Below are 19201 nucleotides of genomic sequence, written 5' to 3'. Positions count from 1 at the left end.
GTTCTATGAGCGCCGCTCATGCATCGGCGGCTTCCATGAGCCAAACCCCCTGCCCGGCCGGGAGATTCCTTCCTAGCGTCGGGGCCATGACCGAGAACACCGCTTACGCCGTCCACCAGATCTCCCGCCCCACCGGCTTCCCCACCGCCACGGACTTCGCCCACGTCGGCTTCCCCGTCCCGGAACCGGAGCCGGGCACCGCCCTCGTCGCGAACCTGCTGCTCTCGGTGGACCCGTACCACCGCGGGATGATGGACGGCGGTGAGGGCGGCTTCGAGCTGAACGCCCCGCTGGAGGGCCGCTCGGTGGGCCGCGTCATCGCCTCCCGCGACCCGGGGCTGGCCGAGGGCGACCTGGTCTTCCACCGCGAGGGCTGGCGTACGCACGCGCTCGTCAGCCTCGGCGTCGACGGCACCCGCAAGCTGCGCGGCCACGAGGGCGTCCCACTGGAGGCCTACCTCTCCGTCCTCGGCGGCACCGGCCTCACCGCGTACGCGGCCCTGACCCGGACCGCGGGGCTCCGCAAGGGCGAGGACCTCTACGTCTCCGCCGCCGCGGGCGGGGTCGGCACGGCCACCGGGCACATCGCCCGGTTGCTCGGCGCCCGCCGGATCATCGGCAGCGCGGGCTCGCCGGCCAAGGTCCGCCACCTCACCGAGGCGCTCGGCTTCGACGCGGCCTTCGACTACCACGACGGCCCGGTCGGCGAGCAGCTCGCGAAGGCCGCGCCCGAGGGCATCGACGTCTACGTGGACAACGTCGGCGGCGACCACCTGGAGGGCGCCATCGACGTGCTGCGCGAGTACGGGCGGATCGCCTGGGTCGGCGCCGTCTCCATCTACAACGGCGACCGCTCCCCCGCCGCGCCCCGCAACCTCTTCGAGGTCGTACACAAGTCGCTGCGCCTGGAAGGGGTATTGGTTCGCAATCACACCAATCTGCAGGACGAGCTGGAGGACTTCCTCGTCCCGCATCTGCGCAGTGGCCGGATCGGTACCGATACCACCGTTGTGCAGGGATTTGACCACACGGTGGAGGCCTTCCTCGGCCTGTTCCGCGGGGACAATCTGGGCAAGATGCTCGTGCGGATCGACGGCTGATTCCGGCCACCCGGAAGTTCACCGAACTCTTACCGCACGCATGTAGACCTTTGAGCCGGACCCCGTCACTCTTGCCGTCAATGTGCCAGCGGGGCACTTGAGTTGGAGGCGAGGGGCCAGTGACACCGATCAGCCGCAGAGGTTTCGTGGGAATCGGCGCCGGGCTGGTGGCGGGGGCGGCCCTGCCCGCGGCCCTGCCGACGACGGCGGCCGCGGCCGCCGCGACCGGCACCATCACCGACGTGAAGCACGTGGTGATCCTCATGCAGGAGAACCGCAGCTTCGACCACTACTTCGGCAGGCTGAAGGGTGTCCGCGGGTTCGGCGACCGCGCCGCCGGCAACATCCCGGGCGGCTGGGGCATGTTCAACCAGCCCAACTGGGGCGGCCGGCAGTACCCGTGGAAGCTCAGCGCCACCCCGCCGGCGGGCGGGGTGGACGGCGAGACCCTGGCCCAGTGCAACGGCGACCTCCCGCACAGCTGGACCTCGCAGCACGCGGCCTGGAACAAGGGCCGGATGGACAACTGGGTCACCGGCGTCGGCAACACGCGTACGCTCGGCTACCTGGACCGGGGCGACATCCCCTTCCACTACGGCCTCGCCGACAACTACACGATCTGCGACGCCTACTTCTGCTCCACCCTCAGCGCGACGGGCCCGAACCGCACGTTCCTGTGGAGCGGCAAGATCGACGCCTCCAGCAAGGACGGCGGCGACGAGTCCGGGCTGACCTGGGAGACGTACGCGGAGGCCCTCCAGCGGGCCGGCATGAGCTGGAAGGTCTACCAGAACGCCCAGGACAACTACGGGGACAACGGTCTGGCCTACTTCAAGAAGTTCACGGACGCGGCCCCCGGCAACCCGCTGTGGGACCGGGGCATGGGCTCGGTGCCCAAGGTCACCGGCTCCACCCCCGACGACATCGCGGCCGCCATCCGCGCCGACGTCGTCGCCGGCACCCTCCCCCAGGTCTCCTGGGTCGTGGCCAACGAGGCCTTCTCCGAGCACCCCTACGCCCCGCCCGGCGACGGCGCGCACTTCGTGGACCTGGTCTACCGCGCGCTCGCCGCCAACCCCGAGGTCTTCGACTCCACGGTCCTCTTCCTCAACTACGACGAGAACGACGGCTTCTTCGACCACGTGCCGCCGCCGGTCGCCCCGCCCGGCACCCCGGGCGAGTACCTCGACGGCACCCCGATCGGCCTCGGCTTCCGCGTGCCGATGCTGGTCATGTCCCCGTGGACCCGCGGCGGCTGGGTGAGCTCGGAGGTCTTCGACCACACCTCGGTACTGCGGTTCATGGAGAAGTGGACGGCCGCCCTCGGCACCCCCGCCACCTGCCCGAACATCAGCGCCTGGCGCCGCAAGGTGACCGGCGACCTGACCGGCGTCTTCGACTTCGCGCACCCGGTCTACGGGGTCCCCGCGGGCCTCCCGTCCACCGCCAAGGTGATCGGCCAGTCGACCTGCGGCCCGCTCCCCAACCCGGCGCCCCAGGACAACGCCCTCCCGGCGCAGGAGCCCGGCACCCGCCCGGCGCGTGCCCTGCCGTACCAGGTGAACGGCAACCTGGACCGCTTCGAGTTCGGGGCGGCCGGCAAGATCCTGGCCTGGTTCTCCATGACCAACCAGGGCGCCGAGGCGAAGCAGGCGGCGCACTTCTCGATCCACCCGCACCAGCACCGGGACACGGCGGCCTGGCAGTACACGGTCGACGCGGGCGCCGCCGGCAGCGACTACTTCAACATCGGCCTCGGACACGGCTCGGGCAAGTACGACATCTCGATGCACGGGCCGAACCGCTTCCTGCGCCGCTTCATCGGCGACGCCTCGAAGGCGGGCAAGGACATCGAGGTGGCGGCCCGCTTCGCGGTCGAGCCGGGCACCGGCAAGACGGCGGTCTACTTCAAGATGACGAACGCCTCCGGCGCCCCCGTCACCTTCACGATCCGCTCGAACGCCTACCGCACGGACGGCCCGTGGACCTACACGGTCCCGGCGCGCTCCTCGCGCGAGGACTACTTCAACGCCGTGGCCTACAGCAACGGCTGGTACGACTTCACGATCCTGGCCGACTCCGACGGCACCTGGTCACGCCGCTACACCGGCCACATCGAGTCGGGCGCGCCCAGCATCTCGGGCTCCTAGTGCCGCCCTAGGCGGTCGCGGCTACAGCACGTCCCCGTCCCGCCAGTCGAAGTCGAGCCGCCCCGCGGGGTCCAGCCGGATCCCGCCGGGCGGCGCCCACACGTAGGTGGACCCTTCCTCCTCGGGGAGCGGGACGGGCCCGGCGGGCGAGAGCACGCCGATCCGCCCGCCCCACACCTGCCACCCGCGGCCCCGGTACAGCGCGGCCCCGTCCTCGGACGCCGACAGCGACCCGAGCACGTACGCCCGCTCGATGATCCCTTCCAGCGCAGCCATGACGAGCCCGCCGAGCCCCTGGCGCCGGCGGTCCTGCCGTACGGCCACGGCCTCCACGTAGCCGGTGCGCAGGGCCCGGCCCGCGTGCACCACCCGGCGCTGTACGACGCTCCCGTGCGCGAGGAGTTCCCCGCCCTCCCGGACCAGGACGTGCATCCCGCCCAGCGCGTGCTCGAAGTCCTCCTCGGCGAAGTCCCCGCCGAAGGCCGTGTCGAGCAGGTTCCGGATCTCGCGCAGCTCCTGCCCGGTCAGCTCCGCGGTGTGGGCGGTCCGGATGCGGTCGTTCATTCCCCGAACCTACCCCGGCCCGCATTGCGGACGCCGAAACGCCCTCCACCGGCCGGAATCGGCCGACGGGGCTCTGGCGGTCTGGACCAATACCTCGGCAGAATCGCCCCATGTCGCCCGATACCCAGCAGTGGACCCCGATCCACGGCCAGCCGTACCGTCCCGCCGCCTACCGGCCGGCGCGCATGCCGCGCCAGGAATCCCTCGCGCGTTCCGCCGAGTTGCGGGCGCGGATGGACGAGCGGCGGACCGTACGCCACTTCTCCCCCGACCCGGTGCCCGAGCAGGTGGTCCGCGACGCCATCGCGTGCGCCGCGACCGCCCCCTCCGGCGCCCACCAGCAGCCGTGGACCTTCGTCCTGGTCAAGGACCCCGTCGTACGGGAGCAGATCCGCGCCGCCGCCGAGCAGGAGGAGGTGCTCTCCTACGACGGCCGCCTCGGCGAGGAGTGGCTCGCCGCCCTGCGCCCCCTGGGCACGGACGCCATCAAGACCCACCTCACGGACGCCCCGGCCCTCGTCGTGGTCTTCCAGCAGCGCTACTGGCTGGGCCCGGACGGCACGAAGCACAAGCACTACTACGTCGACGAGTCGGTCGGCATCGCGGTCGGCATGCTCCTGTCCGCGCTGCACCTGTCCGGCCTGGCCGCGCTGGTCCACACGCCGAGCCCGATGCGCTTCCTCGGCCAGGTCCTGCGCCGCCCCGAGAACGAGAAGGCCTTCGCGGTGATCCCGGTCGGCTACCCGGCGGCCGACTGCGAGGTCCCCGACCTGGTCCGCAAGTCCCTGGACCAGGTCATCGTCGAGGTCTAGGCCCCGCCCTCCGGCCCGGCGGGCGGCCCCTCCCCCGTGGACCGCCGCCCGCCGAGCGCCCCGGCCAGCCGCAGCCCGATGCGCACCCGGTCCTTGGCGGAGCACCCCTCCATGGCGGCCCGCACGTGCCGCAGGATGAGCCAGTCCCGCACCACTTTGGTCACCCCGAGCACGGCCGCCGTCACGATCGCCGCGGTCAGCACGCGCCGACCCTCGGGTTCATGGCCGGCGGCACCAGCCCGCACGGTGCCTTCCGTACGGTGAGCGCCGCATCGCCGAAGGCCAGGCGTCCGGGACCCCACCCGGCCCCGTCGCTCCGGCCGGCGGTCAGCCCGCTGCGGCGCAGCCGCCTGGCCAGCTCGTCCGCCTCTACGGAGCAGCACCACTCGATGGACAGCTCGCGGTCGCCGCGGCTGTAGGTGTTCGCCCAGCCGTGGGCCGAGCCCGTCGCGTTGACCAGCCGCGGCCGCCGGATCAGCCGGCTGAGCAGCCGGTCCCGGTCGGGACCGGCTTCCCGTGCCCCGGCCCGGAAGCGATCCTCGACCGGGTGCAGGCGGTCCCGGTGGTGCCAGTAGATGTGGTCCGGGCAGGCGGTCTTGTCGAGGTAGGAGGCCCACCCGGGGTCGGGATGCGCGAGCACCACCGAGGCGTCGCACCCCAGGCTCCGCAGCCGGACCCGACCGCCCTCCCGTACCGGCCGCAGCCCCGGAACGCCGCGCAGGCTCTCGCCCCAGTCGGTACGGGGCAGCAGCACGTCCAGCACTTTGCGGGCCATGGCGGGGTGCAGCCAGAGCTCGGCGCCCTCGGGGTGCGGTACGGCCCGGACCACTCCGAGTACCGCTCCGTCGACCTGCTCGTGGCGCAGCCCATTGGCGAGTCGCACCACCACTTCGGCCTCCAGGGCCCGCTGGTCGGCGGCGTCCGCGTCGGGGACGGGCTGTTGGCGGCTGATCAGGCCGTCGGCGGCCCACTGCAGGCAGGTGTGGTGCGGGAGCCCCGTCGCTTCGCGGCAGATGGTGGCTGTGCGGTGGCGGTTGTCGGTGCGCTTGGACATACGTCTCCCCGGGCTGCGCCCCGGCACGGCAGCGTAGAGGTGTGCGTATCTCCCAGTCGTGAATCCCACCCCGCACGGGAGCTCGTCAGAGCCCTGAGCTCCCTCGGGAAGCCGGGCCCGAGTCGTGGAGCGTGTCGCCGTACACGACAACTCCACTCAGGCTAACAGGAGTTGCCCGCCCCGGGAACTGGAACCGCCCCCGCTCCGGACTTGGGGGTACCGGAGCGGGGGCGGGGTTCAGCCGGGCGGGAGGTCAGCCCATGTGGGGGTAGCCGTACTCGGTCGGCGCGACCAGCGTCTCCTTGATGGAGCGGGTCGAGGTCCAGCGCTGCAGGTTGGTCGCGGCGCCCGCCTTGTCGTTCGTGCCCGAGGCGCGGCCGCCGCCGAAGGGCTGCTGGCCGACCACGGCGCCGGTGGACTTGTCGTTGATGTAGAAGTTGCCCGCCGCGAAGCGGAGCTTCTCCATCGCGTCCGCCGCCGCGTACCGGTCCGCCGCGATGATCGAGCCGGTCAGGGCGTACGCCGAGACGGACTCCATCTGGGCCAGCATCGCGTCGAAGTCGGCGTCCTCGTAGACGTGCACGGCGAGGATCGGGCCGAAGTACTCGGTCGTGAAGACCTCGTTCTCCGGGTCGGTGCACGCGATGACGGTCGGGCGGACGAAGTAGCCCTCCGAGTCGTCGTACGTGCCGCCGGCGACGATCTCGCAGGTCGGGTCGGCGATGGCGCGGTCGATCGCGGCCTTGTTCTTCGCGAAGGAACGCTCGTCGATGACGGCGCCGATGAAGTTGGTCAGGTCGCGGACGTCACCCATGGCGATGCCGTCGACCTCGGCCGCGAAGGCCTCCTTGAAGCCGTCGTTCCAGATCGAGGCCGGAACGTAGGCGCGCGAGGACGCCGAGCACTTCTGGCCCTGGAACTCGAAGGAGCCGCGGGTCAGCGCGGTCTTCAGGATCGCGCGGTCCGCGGACGGGTGCGCGACGACGAAGTCCTTGCCACCGGTCTCGCCGACCAGGCGCGGGTAGGACTTGTACTTCTCGATGTTGTTGCCGACCGTCTTCCAGAGGTACTGGAAGGTCTTGGTCGAGCCGGTGAAGTGGATGCCGGCCAGCTCGGGGTGGTTCAGGGCCACCTCCGACACCGCGATGCCGTCGCCGGTCACCAGGTTGATGACGCCCTTCGGCAGGCCGGCCTCCTCCAGGAGCTCCATAAGGAGGATCGCGGAGTGGGTCTGCGTCGGGGAGGGCTTCCACAGGACCACGTTGCCCATGAGGGCGGGGGCGGTCGGCAGGTTGCCGGCGATGGCCGTGAAGTTGAACGGCGTGATCGCGTAGACGAAGCCTTCGAGCGGGCGGTGGTCGCTGCGGTTCCACACGCCGGCGGAGTTGGCGACCGGCTGCTCGGCCAGGATCTGGCGGGCGAAGTGGACGTTGAAGCGCCAGAAGTCGACGAGCTCGCACGGGGTGTCGATCTCGGCCTGCTGCGCGGTCTTCGACTGGCCCAGCATGGTGGAGGCCGCGAGCTTCTCGCGCCACGGGCCGGACAGCAGCTCGGCGGCGCGCAGGATGATCGCGGCGCGGTCGTCGAAGGACATCGAGCGCCAGGCCGGGGCGGCGGCCAGGGCGGCGTCGATGGCCTCCTGGGCGTCGGCCTGGGTGGCGTTGGCGTACGTGCCGAGCACCGACTTGTGGTCGTGCGGCTGGACGACGTCGAAGCGCTCGCCGCCGCCCATCCGCTTGACGCCGTTGATCGTCATCGGAAGGTCGATCGGGTTCTCGGACAGCTGCTTGAGCTGTGCTTCGAGACGCGCGCGCTCCGGGGTGCCGGGGGCGTACGAGTGGACCGGCTCGTTGACCGGAGCGGGGACCTGGGTCACAGCATCCATGGGGCTGGTAACTCCTTGACCTGGTTCTTGGCTAGTTCTTGGTGATCATCGAGCGGAGGAAGAAGAGGAGGTTGGCCGGCTTCTCCGCGAGGCGGCGCATGAAGTAGCCGTACCAGTCCGTCCCGTACGCGGTGTAGACGCGCATCCGGTGGCCCTCGGCGGCGAGCCGCAGGTGCTCCTCGCTGCGGATGCCGTACAGCATCTGGAACTCGTACTCGTCCAGTTTGCGCCCGGCCTGGCGGGCGAGCTCCTGGCCGATGGCGATCAGGCGCGGGTCGTGGGACCCGATCATCGGGTAGCCCTCGCCGTCCATCAGGATCTTCATGATCCGGACGTACGCCTTGTCGATCTCGGCCTTGTCCTGGTACGCGACCTCGGCGGGCTCCTTGTAGGCGCCCTTCACGATCCGGACGCGGCTGCCGGCGGCGGCGAGGCGGCGGGCGTCGGCCTCCGTGCGGAAGAGGTACGCCTGGATCACGCAGCCGGTCTGCGGGAAGTCCCGGCGCAGTTCCTCGTGGATGGCGAACATCGAGTCGAGGGTGGTGTGGTCCTCGGCGTCGAGCGTCACGGTGGTGCCGATGGCGGCGGCGGCCTCGACGACCGGGCGGACGTTGGCGAGGGCGAGCTCGTGGCCGCCGGGGAGGGCCTGGCCGAACATCGACAGCTTCACCGACATCTCGGCGGTCTCGCCGAGGCCGAGCTCCGCGAGGCGCTCGATGAGCTGGAGGTAGGCGTCGCGGGCGGCGTGGGACTGCTCCACCTCGGTGATGTCCTCGCCCACCACGTCGAGGGTGACCTCGAGGCCGCTGCGCGTGAGGTCCTCCACGATCGGGATGACCTGGTCGACCGTCTCACCGGGGATGAACCGATTCACCACGGGCTTGGTCACCGGGGCGGCAGAGACGATACGACGCATCTTGTCGCTGCGCGAAGCGGCGAGGATCACGGGACCCAGCACGGGGCACCTCCAGCGGGTGGCAGAAGAAAAGCTCAAGTAAAACCACCGTGAAACCTAAGGATCGCTTTGATCCTCTGCCATCGACAGCTGTCACGCATCCGTGTCCCGGATCTCAGACATCTGTCTGAAGAGCCGGTGCGGGGGTGGGAGAATGTCCGGGTGAAGGGCGATTACCAGGACCTGGTGGACGAGATCTCGGCGCTGCTCGGCGCCCCCGCGACACTCGAGAACCGGGACTTCCGGCTGATCGCCTTCGGCGCGCACGACAGCGACGACGATCTCGCGATGGACCCGGTACGGACCCGCTCGATCCTGACCCGGCAGTCGACGGCGGCCGTCCGGTCCTGGTTCGAGGGCTTCGGCATCGCCCGCGCCACCGGGCCCGTCCGGATCCCGGCGGCACCGGACGCGGGGGTGTTCCGGGCGCGGATCTGCCTGCCGGTGCGCTACCGGGGCATCGTGCAGGGCTACGTGTGGCTCCTCGACCAGGAGCCCGGCACGCCCGGCCCCGAACCGGCGGCGCTGGACGCGGCCATGGAGGTGGCCCAGCGGATCGGGGTCCTGCTCGCCGAGGAGGCGAAGGCGGGGGCCGACCTGTCGCGGGAGTTCCTGGCGGTGCTCACGGCCGGGCGGGGCTGGCAGCAGGACATGGCGGTGGCCGCGCTGCGGGTCGCCCTGGGCCCGGGCGGAGACGGCCTGCACGCGGTGGTGTGCGTGGCGCCGTGGCCCGGGGAGGCTCCGGCGTCGGTACCCGGCGCGGCGGCCGTGTGCGTGGTCCCCCGCGGGGCCGACGGCACCGATCACCCGGGCGGCGACCTGGCCGTGCTGCTGCGGATCCGCTCGACGGACGCGCTGGCCCCGGCCCTGACGGCGGTGGCCCGGCTGCTGCCGCGCACGGCCGGAGCGGGAGCCGCAGCCCCCGGGTCCGCCGGGCCGGCCGGCCTCGCCGCCCACCGGATGACCGCGGGCGTCGGTGAGCCGGTCCGGGGCCTCGGGGAGCTGCCCGCCGCCTGGGGGCAGGCCGTCGCCGCGGCCCGGGCGGCCGTCGCCCAGCCCCGGTTCGGCCCGGTCGCCCAGTGGTCGGCCATCGGCCCGTACCGGCTGCTGGCGACCCTCGCCGCCGAACCGGTGGACGACCCGGCGGCGCGCGCCCTCCTGACCCCGGCTCACCGCGAACTCGCCCGCACCGCCGAGGTGTTCCTGGACTGCGCCGGCCAGGCGGGCCGCGCGGCGGCCGCCCTGGGCATCCACCGCCAGACCCTCTACTACCGCCTCGCCCGGGTGGAACAGCTGACCGGCCTCGACCTGGACGAGGGCGAGGACCGCCTGCTGCTCCACATGGCCCTCAAGGCCGCCCGCCTGACGTAGGGGGCGTGTCTCCGGGGGTCTCTGTGGCGCACCCAGGACGGTACGCGCGCGACTGGCACCTCATGTGGGGCGACCCTCATCTGGCGCGCCTGGTGCTCGGGCTCGGCCGGGGCAGCAGGTCTTGGTCGACGGCGCGTCAGAGTGCGTGGGGACGTTCGCCGTTCAGATCGCGAAGGCGTTCGGCGCGGAGGTGACCGCTGTGTGCGGTACGAGTTCGCCCCGGTCATCGACCGGACCTGTGCCCTGCGCGAGGTGCCCGAAGCAATCAGGTACCTCGAAGTGGAGCACGCGCGCGCCGAGGTCGTCATCACCGGGTGACGGACCGCAGGCGGTCAGCCGCCCCGTTGGTGCTCCAGGGGTACGCCGGTGGCCGCGTCGACGACGATCCGGTGGCCCACCGGCCGGGTCAGTGTGACCGGGACGCTCTGCACGCGCACCGCCGCGTCGCACGGTGTGCCCGGGCCCTGCCCCGGGCGGGGCAGGATCCGCCCGGCCAGCACCACCGTGTCGGCGCCCTCCAGGACGTCCACGGCGACCCCGTCGTCACAGCTCCCGTGGCCCGCCCGCACGGTGAAGGCCGTGGCGTCCGGGGTGGCCGAGTGACCCGAGAGGGGCGCCGTACCGTCGTCGAAGGCGCCCAGGGCCTCGATGGGGGCCTTCGGGAGCTCCTGCGGGCGTACGGCGATGCGGGCGAGCGGGGTCTCGTACCCCTCCACCGTGAACAGCCAGGCGGGCACCCGGGCCGGGCCGCGGCTGGTGCGTACGGTGGTCTCGCCGAAGGTGGCGCCCGTGACCGTCAGGGAGGGCTCGCGGTCCGGGTCCCGGTCGATCTCCCCGTACGCCTCCACCGCGCTCTGGAGCGGCACGGTGAGCGTGCTGCCGTCCAACCAGCGGATCGCGGTGGCCGGCGGCGGCGTGTCGGGCAGCCCGGTGCGCAGGACGAAGTGCCCTGCCAGATGCGCCGCCTTGTCCTCCCCGGAGCGGAAGCCACCCGGCGGCTGCCAGTCCGGGGGGTCCAGGGGATGGAAGCCCTCACGCCATTGCCGGAGGGCCGCCGAGCCCTCCCAGGCGGCGGCCACCTCCTCCATGCGCGGCCGGGTGTCCCCAGGGGTGCTCGGCCCGGCCCGCTCCGCACCGCACGCGGCGGCCGGCAGCGCCGCCGCCAGGGCGCAGAGCGCCGCCCCGGCCCGCGCTCCGGACCCCGCTCGCGCTCTCGCTCCCCTACCGGTTCTCGCCATCACGACTCCCCCTCGCCTCGGGCCGGTGCGGGGGTGGGACGGGGCACGCCCGGCGGCGGTTCCGGCTCCGGTTACCGTCCCGAAGGACGCGTCATCGCCTCGGCGGCCCGGCGCATGCCCTCGGTGAACTCCTCCGCCGTGGCGGCCGACTCCGGATCGAAGAGCCACTGGATCATCAGGCCGTTCAGCAGCGCCTGATAGAAGGTGCCCAGCGTGCGGACGTCCCGGTCGTCGAGCTGGTCCTCCGGGGTGCCGGTCAGCATCGAGATCAGGCCGCGGCGCCCCTCGGCCTGCGAGGCCGCGAGCATCGCGCGCAGCTCCGGCCGCTGGTCGCGGCCCAGCGCCACCTCCAGGCTGGCCGACCAGACCGGACCCGCCTTCTCGTGCTGCGCCAGGACGCCTTCCCAGAGCGCGCGGAAGCGCTCCAGCGAGCCGCCCTCGCCCTCCAGGCCTGCCTGGAAGACCTCGCCCCATTCCTCCATCAGGCCGATGAAGGCCTGGGTGAGCAGGGCGTCCTTGGAGCCGTAGTGGTAGCCGATGGACGCCAGGTTCGTCCCCGAGGCACTGACGATGTCGCGCGCGGTGGTGCGCACGAACCCCTTCTCGACCAGGCACTTCTTGGCGCCTTCGAGCAGATCTTCACGATGTCCCATGCCCACACGGTAGCAAGACAGCCGTCCCAGACAACAGTTCTAGACATCCGTCATAGACAGGCGTTTAAGACATCTGTATATTCCTTCCCATGACGAACCCCGCCGCCACAGCGCGTCTCGCCGGCCGCCGCGAATGGACCGCCTTCACCGTCCTCGTGCTGCCGCTGCTCCTGGTCTCGATGGACGTCTCCGTCCTCTACTTCGCCATCCCGGCGATCACCGATGAGCTCCAGCCCAGCGCCACCCAGCAGCTCTGGATCTTCGACAGCTACGCCTTCGCCCTCTCCGGCCTGCTGATCACGATGGGCTCGCTCGGCGACCGGATCGGCCGCCGCAAGCTGCTGCTGATCGGCGCGACCGCCTTCGGCCTCGCCTCGATCGGCGCCGGCTACGCCACCAGCGCCGAGATGCTCATCGCGGCCCGCGTGCTGCTCGGCATCGGCGGCGCCACCCTGATGCCCTCCACGCTGGCCCTCGTCCGCAACCTCTTCCAGGACGCCAAGCAGCGCGGCCAGGCCATCGCCATCTGGTCCGGGGCCATGACCGGCGGAATCGCCCTCGGCTCGGTCCTCAGCGGTGTGATGCTGAACCACTTCTCCTGGGGCTCGGTCTTCCTCATCAACGTGCCCGCGATGCTGCTCCTGCTGATCCTGGTCCCCGTGCTGGTCCCGGAGTTCAAGGACCCGGCCCCCGGCCGCTTCGACCTGCTGGGCGTCCCGCTGTCCATGGCCGCCGTGCTGCCGGTCGTCTACGGCCTGAAGGAGATCGCCGCCGAGGGCTTCGCCCCGCTCCACGTGGGCTGCCTCGCCGTCGGCCTGGCTTTCGGATACGTCTTCGTCCGCCGCCAGCGCACCCGTGACGACGCCATGGTGAGCCGGGCGCTGTTCCAGGGCCGCGGTTTCGGCGCGGGCATCGGCCTCAACACCATCGCCGCCTTCGCCATGATGGGCTCGGCCTACTTCACCACCCAGTACCTCCAGTCGGTGCTCGGCATGGGCCCGCTGGAAGCCGCCCTGTGGAGCCTCGCCCCCTCGCTCGTCATCGGCGCCGCGGCCCCGGTCGCCGCGGCCCTGGCCCAGAAGGTGGACCGGGCCTACGTGATCGCCGGCGGGTTCGCCCTCGCCGCCGCCGGGTTCGCCCTGGTCGGCCTGGTCGGGACGGACTCCCTTTGGCTGCTGCTGATCGGCGCCGGGGTGCTGGCCTCGGGCATCGTCACCGTGATGTCCCTGGTGTCCGACATGGCGCTGGCCTCGGCCCCCGCCGAGAAGGCCGGTTCCGCCGCCTCCCTGCTGGAGACCGGCCAGGAGTTCGGCGGGGCGCTCGGGATGGCCCTGCTGGGCAGCCTGAGCACCGCCGTCTACCGCAACGACCTGGCGGACTCCGAGCCCGCGGTGCGGGAGACCCTGGGCGGGGCCGTCGCCACGGCCCACCAGGCCGGCGGCGCGGCGGGCGAGCAGGTGCTGGCCCTGGCCCGGGAGGCCTTCGTCCACGGCATGCAGTACGCGGCCTGGGGCGGTACGGCGCTGCTGCTCGGGGCGGCCGTCCTCGCCGCGGCTCTGATGCGGGGGATCGAAGCCCCCGCCCCGCCCGCGGCGGAGCCGGCCGAGGCTCCCGGAGTCCGCGTCCACGAGGAGACGTACAACTGATCGGTGCGCGGTGGCGGACGGAACGCGAAAGGGCCCGGCGGTCTCCCCCGGGCCCTTCGCGTATGTCCTGCCGGTCAGCCGGTCATCCGGTCAGTCCGTCAATCGGTCTATCGGTCTATCGGTCGGCCTCAGCCGAGGCTGACGGTGCGCGCCGAGACGGCGCCGATCTCGGCGGCGATGTCCGCGAGGACGTTCGCCGGGACCTCGGCGTCGACGGTGAGGATCGCGAGCGCCTCGCCGTGCTCCTCGGCGCGGGCGACCTGCATGCCCGCGATGTTCAGGCCGGCCTCGCCGAGCAGCTGGCCGACCTTGCCGACCACGCCGGGGCGGTCGGTGTAGCGCAGGACGACCATGAAGTCGGCGAGCGCCAGGTCCACGTCGTACTCGCCGACGCCGACGATCTTCTGAAGGTGCTTCGGGCCCGCGAGCGTGCCGGAGACCGAGACCTCCTGGCCGTCCGACAGGGTGCCGCGGACGGTGACCACGTTGCGGTGGTCCGGGGACTCCGAGCTGGTGGTCAGGCGCACCTCGACGCCGCGCTCCTGCGCGAAGAGCGGCGCGTTGACGTAGGAGACCGTCTCGTCGACGACGTCCTCGAAGACACCCTTGAGGGCGGAGAGTTCCAGCACCTTGACGTCGTGCTGGGTGATCTCGCCGCAGACCTCGACGTCGAGGCGGACCGCGACCTCGCCCGCGAGGGCGGTGAAGATGCGGCCGAGCTTCTCGGCGAGCGGCAGGCCCGGACGGACGTCCTCGGCGATGACGCCGCCCTGGACGTTGACCGCGTCCGGCACGAGCTCACCGGCGAGCGCCAGGCGCACCGACTTGGCGACCGAGACGCCGGCCTTCTCCTGGGCCTCGTCCGTGGACGCGCCGAGGTGCGGGGTGCAGACGACCTGGTCGAGCTCGAAGAGCGGGGAGTCCGTGCAGGGCTCCTTCGCGTACACGTCCAGACCGGCGCCGGCGACGCGGCCCTCCTTGATGGCCGAGTACAGCGCGGCCTCGTCCACGATCCCGCCGCGCGCGGCGTTGACGATGCGGACGGACGGCTTCACCTTGTGCAGGGCCTCGTCCCCGATGAGACCGAGGGTCTCGGGGGTCTTGGGCAGGTGCACGGTGATGAAGTCGGCGACCTCCAGGAGCTCGTCCAGCGTCAGCATCTTGACGCCCATCTGGGCGGCGCGCGCGGGCTGTACGTAGGGGTCGTACGCGACGACCTTCATGCCGAAGGCCGACATGCGCTGGGCGACCAGGACGCCGATGCGGCCGAGGCCGACGACACCGAGGGTCTTCTCGCTGAGCTCGACACCCGTGTACTTGTTCCGCTTCCACTCACCGTTCTTCAGGGCGGTGTTGGCCTGCGGGATGTTGCGGGCGGTGGCGACGAGCAGGCCGCAGGCCAGCTCGGCGGCGGTCACGATGTTGGAGGTCGGGGCGTTGACGACCATCACGCCGGCCTTGGTGGCGGCGGAGACGTCGACGTTGTCCAGACCGACGCCGGCGCGCGCGACGACCCGCAGCTTCTTGGCCACGGCGATGGCCTCGGCGTCGACCTTGGTGGCGGATCGCACGAGGATCGCGTCCACGTCGACGATCGCGGGCAGCAGCTCGGCGCGGTCGGCGCCGTTGCAGTGCCGGATCTCGAAGTCGGGGCCGAGCGCCTCAACCGTGGCGGGCGACAGCTCTTCGGCGATGAGTACGACAGGTTTCGAGCTCACGTGGGTCCTCACAAGTCCAGTGCGGACGGCCGTCCCGACGGCCGCAGGCGGTGGAGGGGGTAGCCGCGTGGAAGACGCACGACACTGTGGGCCTGACGCGTATGTGTTGAGCAGTGTAGTGGCGCTGACGGACCGGATTTCCGCCTGTACGGAAGGATCACCCTTCCGGGGTTGGCCGGGTTGGACAAGCCACACCCCGGAGGGGTGGATTCCAGGTGCTCGGGACGCCCCGTGCGACCGGAGCCCGTGGAGTGTCCGGTGATGCGCGGCGGGGCCGGGACACCGCGTCCCGGCCCCGCCGTCACGAGATCAGCTCTCGTCGTTGTCGACCCAGCTCATCAGCTTGCGCAGCTTCTTGCCGGTGGTCTCCAGCAGGTGCTCCTCGTCGGCCTTCTTGTACTCGTTGTACTTCGGCAGACCGGCCTTGTACTCGGCCATCCAGGTGTTGGCGAACTCGCCGCTCTGGATCTCCGCGAGGACCTTCTTCATCTCGGCCTTGGTGGCGTCGGTGATGACGCGCGGGCCGGTGATGTAGTCGCCCCACTCGGCGGTCTCGGAGACCGACCAGCGCATCTTCTCCAGGCCGCCCTCGTACATGAGGTCCACGATGAGCTTCAGCTCGTGCAGGCACTCGAAGTACGCGATCTCCGGCTGGTAGCCGGCCTCGGTCAGGGTCTCGAAACCGGCCTTGACCAGCGCGGACGCGCCACCGCAGAGAACGGCCTGCTCACCGAACAGGTCGGTCTCGGTCTCCTCGGTGAAGGTGGTCTTGATGACACCGGCGCGCGTGCCGCCGATTCCGGCCGCGTACGAGAGCGCCAGCGCGAAGGCGTTGCCCGAGTGGTCCTGCTCGACGGCCGCGATGCACGGAACGCCGCGGCCCTCCTCGTACTGGCGGCGGACCAGGTGACCCGGACCCTTCGGGGCGACCAGGGCGACGTCCACGTTGGCCGGGGGCTTGATGAAGCCGTAGCGGACGTTGAAGCCGTGGCCGAAGAAGAGCGCGTCGCCGTCCTTGAGGTGGTCCTTGATGGACTCCTCGTAGATCTCGGCCTGCAGCGGGTCCGGGGTCAGGATCATGATGACGTCGGCCCACTCGGCGGCCTCAGCCACGGGGACGACCGTCAGACCCTGCTCCTCGGCCTTGGCCTTGGACTTCGAGCCCTCCTTCAGGCCGACCTTGACGTCGACGCCGGAGTCACGGAGCGACAGCGCGTGGGCGTGGCCCTGGCTGCCGTAACCGATGACCGCGACCTTGCGGCCCTGGATGATGGACAGGTCGGCGTCGTTCTCGTAGAACAGCTCGGCCACTGGGATATCTCCTTGGTGCGCTGGTGTTGCTCCCACCGTACGGCGGGGAACGGAATCTGAGTTTCTCGGTCTCGCTATGCGAGCTGAGCGTGTCCGACCGGCTTGCGTAGCCGGTGCGTCGGCCGGGTCAGGCGCTGCGGTCGAGCGCGCGCAGGCTGCGGTCCGTGATGGACCGGCCGCCACGCCCTATGGCGATCGTGCCGGACTGCACGAGCTCCTTGATGCCGAAGGGCTCCAGCATCTTGAGCATCGCGCCGAGCTTGTCGGCTCCGCCGGTGGCCTCGATGGTGACGGCCTCCGGGGAGACGTCGACCGTCTTGGCGCGGAACAGCTGGACGATCTCGACGATCTGCGACCGGGTCTCGTTGTCGGCGCGGACCTTCACCAGAACGAGCTCGCGCTCGATGGCGTTGTGGGGCTCCAGCTCGACGATCTTGAGCACGTTGACCAGCTTGTTCAGCTGCTTGGTCACCTGCTCCAGCGGGAGGTCCTCGACGTTCACGACGATGGTGATGCGGGAGATGTCGGGGTGCTCGGTGACACCGACCGCGAGCGAGTCGATGTTGAACCCGCGGCGGGAGAACAGTGCGGCGATCCGGGCGAGGATGCCGGGCGTGTTCTCGACCAGGACGGAGAGCGTGTGCTTGGACATGTGGGGCGTTCTCTCTCTCGGCTCTCTCGGCTCAGTCGTCTTCGTTGTCGCCGAAGTCGGGACGGACGCCCCGGGCTGCCATGACCTCGTCGTTGGAGGTGCCGGCGGCGACCATCGGCCACACCATGGCGTCCTCGTGGACGATGAAGTCGATCACGACGGTACGGTCGTTGATCGCGTTGGCCTCGGCGATGACCTTGTCCAGGTCGGCCGGGTCCTCGCAGCGCAGCGCCACGCAGCCCATGGCCTCCGACAGCTTGACGAAGTCCGGGACGCGCGTGCCCTTGCGGGGCGCGATGGACTCGCCGAGCTGGGAGCCGACGGTGTCGTGGCCGGTCTCGTCGGCGTGCAGAACGGTGTTGGAGTACCGCTGGTTGTAGAACAGGGTCTGCCACTGGCGGACCATGCCCAGCGCACCGTTGTTGATGATCGCGACCTTGATCGGGATGTTGTTCAGCGCGCAGGTGACCAGTTCCTGATTGGTCATCTGGAAGCAGCCGTCACCGTCGATCGCCCAGACCGTGCGCTCGGGCATGCCGACCTTGGCGCCCATCGCGGCCGGGACCGCGTAGCCCATGGTTCCGGCGCCGCCGGAGTTCAGCCAGGTGCGGGGCTCCTCGTACTTGACGAAGTGCGAGGCCCACATCTGGTGCTGGCCGACACCCGCCGCGAAGATGGTGCTCTTCGGCGCGAGCGCGCCGATCCGCTCGATGACCTGCTGGGGCGAGAGGCTGCCGTCCTCGGGCAGGTCGTAACCCAGCGGGTAGGTCTCGCGCCAGCGGCTGAGGTCGTTCCACCAGGCGGTGTAGTCCCCGGCGTTGCCCTCGGTGTGCTCGGCCTGGACGGCCTGGATCAGGTCGGCGATGACCTCGCGGGCGTCGCCGACGATCGGGACGTCGACCGCGCGGTTCTTGCCGATCTCGGCCGGGTCGATGTCCGCGTGGATGATCTTGGCGAAGGGGGCGAAGCTGTCCAGCTTGCCGGTGACGCGGTCGTCGAAGCGGGTGCCGAGGGCGATCAGCAGGTCCGACTTCTGGAGCGCGGTGACGCCGGTGACCGAACCGTGCATGCCCGGCATGCCGACGTGCAGCGGGTGGCTGTCGGGGAAGGAGCCGAGCGCCATCAGGGTGGTACAGACCGGCACCCCGGTCAGCTCGGCCAGGACCTTCAGCTCGGCGGTCGCGCCGGACTTCATGACGCCGCCGCCGACGTACAGGACCGGGCGCTTGGCCTGGCAGATGAGCTTGGCGGCCTCGCGGATCTGCTTGGCGTGCGGCTTGGTGACCGGCCGGTAACCGGGGAGGTCCTGGGTGGGCGGCCACGAGAAGGTGGTCTTCGCCTGGAGGGCGTCCTTGGCGATGTCGACCAGGACCGGGCCGGGGCGGCCGGTGGAGGCGATGTGGAAGGCCTCGGCGATCGTCCGCGGGATGTCCTCGGCCTTGGTGACCAGGAAGTTGTGCTTGGTGATCGGCATCGTGATGCCGACGATGTCCGCCTCCTGGAAGGCGTCGGTGCCGATCGCCTTGGAGGAGACCTGGCCGGTGATCGCGACGAGCGGGACGGAGTCCATGTGCGCGTCGGCGATGGGGGTGACCAGGTTGGTGGCGCCGGGGCCGGAGGTGGCCATGCAGACGCCGACCTTGCCGGTGGCCTGCGCGTAGCCGGTGGCGGCGTGACCGGCGCCCTGCTCGTGGCGGACCAGGATGTGACGGACCTTCTTGGAGTCCATCATCGGGTCGTACGCGGGGAGGATGGCACCTCCCGGAATCCCGAAGACGGTGTCGCACCCCACCTCTTCGAGAGAGCGGATGAGGGACTGCGCACCCGTGACGTGCTCAACTGCGGCGGACTGGTGTCCGCCGGAACGGGGCCGCGGCTGCGGATGGTGGGCCCCGGTGGCCTGCTCGGTCATCGGCATTCTCTTCTCGAAGCTGAGGGTTTTACGCGGATTCGACTCTGTGCCAGTGCAACAAAAAACCCCTCGTGCCGGGAGGCAAGCGAGGGGAGCGCGTCGGGTGTGTTGAGCGGGGACATGCTGGCCCCTGCTTCAGCCGACGCGCTTTCCAAGTACGAGAATTCGGGTGCGCATGGC

At 71.1% G+C, this 19201-nt stretch carries 16 protein-coding genes and 1 pseudogene; 6 read left to right on the top strand and 11 right to left on the bottom strand.

Going from position 1 to position 19201, the window contains the following annotated elements; translation table 11 throughout:
* Window positions 1-86 precede the first annotated feature (86 nt).
* A complete protein-coding gene (locus ACZ45T_RS17145) occupies window positions 87-1100 on the top strand; it encodes an NADP-dependent oxidoreductase (protein WP_468441945.1) in 1014 nt (337 codons plus the stop codon).
* Window positions 1101-1219: 119 nt separating this feature from the next.
* Window positions 1220-3250 carry a phosphocholine-specific phospholipase C gene (locus ACZ45T_RS17140; protein WP_468441943.1) on the top strand — a complete coding sequence of 677 codons (2031 nt, stop codon included), beginning with the start codon at window positions 1220-1222 and terminating at the stop codon, window positions 3248-3250.
* Window positions 3251-3271: 21 nt separating this feature from the next.
* On the opposite strand, the gene ACZ45T_RS17135 is transcribed toward ACZ45T_RS17140, so the two are convergent.
* Entirely contained in the window at window positions 3272-3814 is a 543-nt protein-coding gene (locus tag ACZ45T_RS17135; protein ID WP_468441941.1) for a GNAT family N-acetyltransferase, read from the bottom strand.
* Window positions 3815-3924: 110 nt separating this feature from the next.
* On the opposite strand from ACZ45T_RS17135, the gene ACZ45T_RS17130 reads away from it, so the two are divergent.
* The gene (locus ACZ45T_RS17130) at window positions 3925-4626 is read left to right on the top strand and encodes a nitroreductase family protein (RefSeq protein WP_468441939.1); all 702 of its coding nucleotides are present in this window, start codon (window positions 3925-3927) and stop codon (window positions 4624-4626) included.
* On the opposite strand, the gene ACZ45T_RS17125 is transcribed toward ACZ45T_RS17130, so the two are convergent.
* The 4 genes from ACZ45T_RS17125 to ACZ45T_RS17110 form a co-directional block, all read right to left on the bottom strand.
* Window positions 4623-4829: a hypothetical protein gene (locus ACZ45T_RS17125; protein WP_468441937.1), complete on the bottom strand. Its 207-nt coding sequence runs from the start codon at window positions 4827-4829 to the stop codon at window positions 4623-4625. The two genes, ACZ45T_RS17130 and ACZ45T_RS17125, sit on opposite strands and share 4 nt — an antisense overlap.
* The gene (locus ACZ45T_RS17120) at window positions 4823-5680 is read right to left on the bottom strand and encodes a hypothetical protein (RefSeq protein ID WP_468441935.1); all 858 of its coding nucleotides are present in this window, start codon (window positions 5678-5680) and stop codon (window positions 4823-4825) included. Before ACZ45T_RS17120 ends, ACZ45T_RS17125 begins: the two co-directional genes overlap by 7 nt.
* A gap of 253 nt (window positions 5681-5933) precedes the next feature.
* Complete coding sequence (gene pruA / locus ACZ45T_RS17115; RefSeq protein WP_468441933.1) at window positions 5934-7565, bottom strand: L-glutamate gamma-semialdehyde dehydrogenase; 1632 nt, start codon at window positions 7563-7565, stop codon at window positions 5934-5936.
* Window positions 7566-7596: 31 nt separating this feature from the next.
* Window positions 7597-8523 carry a proline dehydrogenase family protein gene (locus ACZ45T_RS17110; RefSeq protein WP_468441931.1) on the bottom strand — a complete coding sequence of 309 codons (927 nt, stop codon included), beginning with the start codon at window positions 8521-8523 and terminating at the stop codon, window positions 7597-7599.
* A 159-nt stretch (window positions 8524-8682) separates the two neighbouring features.
* Between ACZ45T_RS17110 and ACZ45T_RS17105 the strand changes: the two genes are divergently transcribed.
* Both ACZ45T_RS17105 and ACZ45T_RS17100 read left to right on the top strand, forming a co-directional pair.
* The gene (locus ACZ45T_RS17105) at window positions 8683-9891 is read left to right on the top strand and encodes a PucR family transcriptional regulator (protein WP_468441929.1); all 1209 of its coding nucleotides are present in this window, start codon (window positions 8683-8685) and stop codon (window positions 9889-9891) included.
* 94 nt (window positions 9892-9985) lie between these two features.
* Window positions 9986-10102, top strand: a pseudogene (locus ACZ45T_RS17100) (NAD(P)-dependent alcohol dehydrogenase); the annotation flags it as partial.
* 121 nt (window positions 10103-10223) lie between these two features.
* On the opposite strand, the gene ACZ45T_RS17095 reads toward ACZ45T_RS17100, so the two are convergent.
* Both ACZ45T_RS17095 and ACZ45T_RS17090 read right to left on the bottom strand, forming a co-directional pair.
* Window positions 10224-11129, bottom strand: a complete 906-nt coding sequence (locus ACZ45T_RS17095) for a hypothetical protein (protein ID WP_468441927.1) — start codon at window positions 11127-11129, stop codon at window positions 10224-10226.
* A 71-nt stretch (window positions 11130-11200) separates the two neighbouring features.
* Complete coding sequence (locus tag ACZ45T_RS17090; RefSeq protein ID WP_468441925.1) at window positions 11201-11782, bottom strand: TetR/AcrR family transcriptional regulator; 582 nt, start codon at window positions 11780-11782, stop codon at window positions 11201-11203.
* An 89-nt stretch (window positions 11783-11871) separates the two neighbouring features.
* Here ACZ45T_RS17090 and ACZ45T_RS17085 point away from each other — a divergent pair, with 89 nt between their 5' ends.
* On the top strand, window positions 11872-13428 hold the full coding sequence (locus tag ACZ45T_RS17085; RefSeq protein WP_468441923.1) for an MFS transporter: 1557 nt from the start codon (window positions 11872-11874) through the stop codon (window positions 13426-13428).
* 128 nt (window positions 13429-13556) lie between these two features.
* On the opposite strand, the gene serA is transcribed toward ACZ45T_RS17085, so the two are convergent.
* The 4 genes from serA to ACZ45T_RS17065 form a co-directional block, all read right to left on the bottom strand.
* Window positions 13557-15146 (bottom strand): phosphoglycerate dehydrogenase, encoded by a 1590-nt coding sequence (serA, locus tag ACZ45T_RS17080; protein WP_468441921.1) that lies wholly within the window; start codon window positions 15144-15146, stop codon window positions 13557-13559.
* A 309-nt stretch (window positions 15147-15455) separates the two neighbouring features.
* Complete coding sequence (gene ilvC / locus ACZ45T_RS17075; RefSeq protein ID WP_453285949.1) at window positions 15456-16457, bottom strand: ketol-acid reductoisomerase; 1002 nt, start codon at window positions 16455-16457, stop codon at window positions 15456-15458.
* A gap of 127 nt (window positions 16458-16584) precedes the next feature.
* Entirely contained in the window at window positions 16585-17109 is a 525-nt protein-coding gene (ilvN, locus tag ACZ45T_RS17070) for an acetolactate synthase small subunit (RefSeq protein WP_030857425.1), read from the bottom strand.
* Window positions 17110-17140: 31 nt separating this feature from the next.
* Window positions 17141-19027, bottom strand: coding sequence for an acetolactate synthase large subunit (locus tag ACZ45T_RS17065; protein WP_468441918.1), 1887 nt, complete (start codon window positions 19025-19027; stop codon window positions 17141-17143).
* Window positions 19028-19201 lie beyond the last annotated feature (174 nt).

Source organism: Streptomyces sp. NPDC030995 (assembly GCF_055571215.1).
The sequence above is the reverse complement of the archived record's forward strand: the minus strand, read 5'-3'. Positions and strand labels throughout refer to the sequence as shown.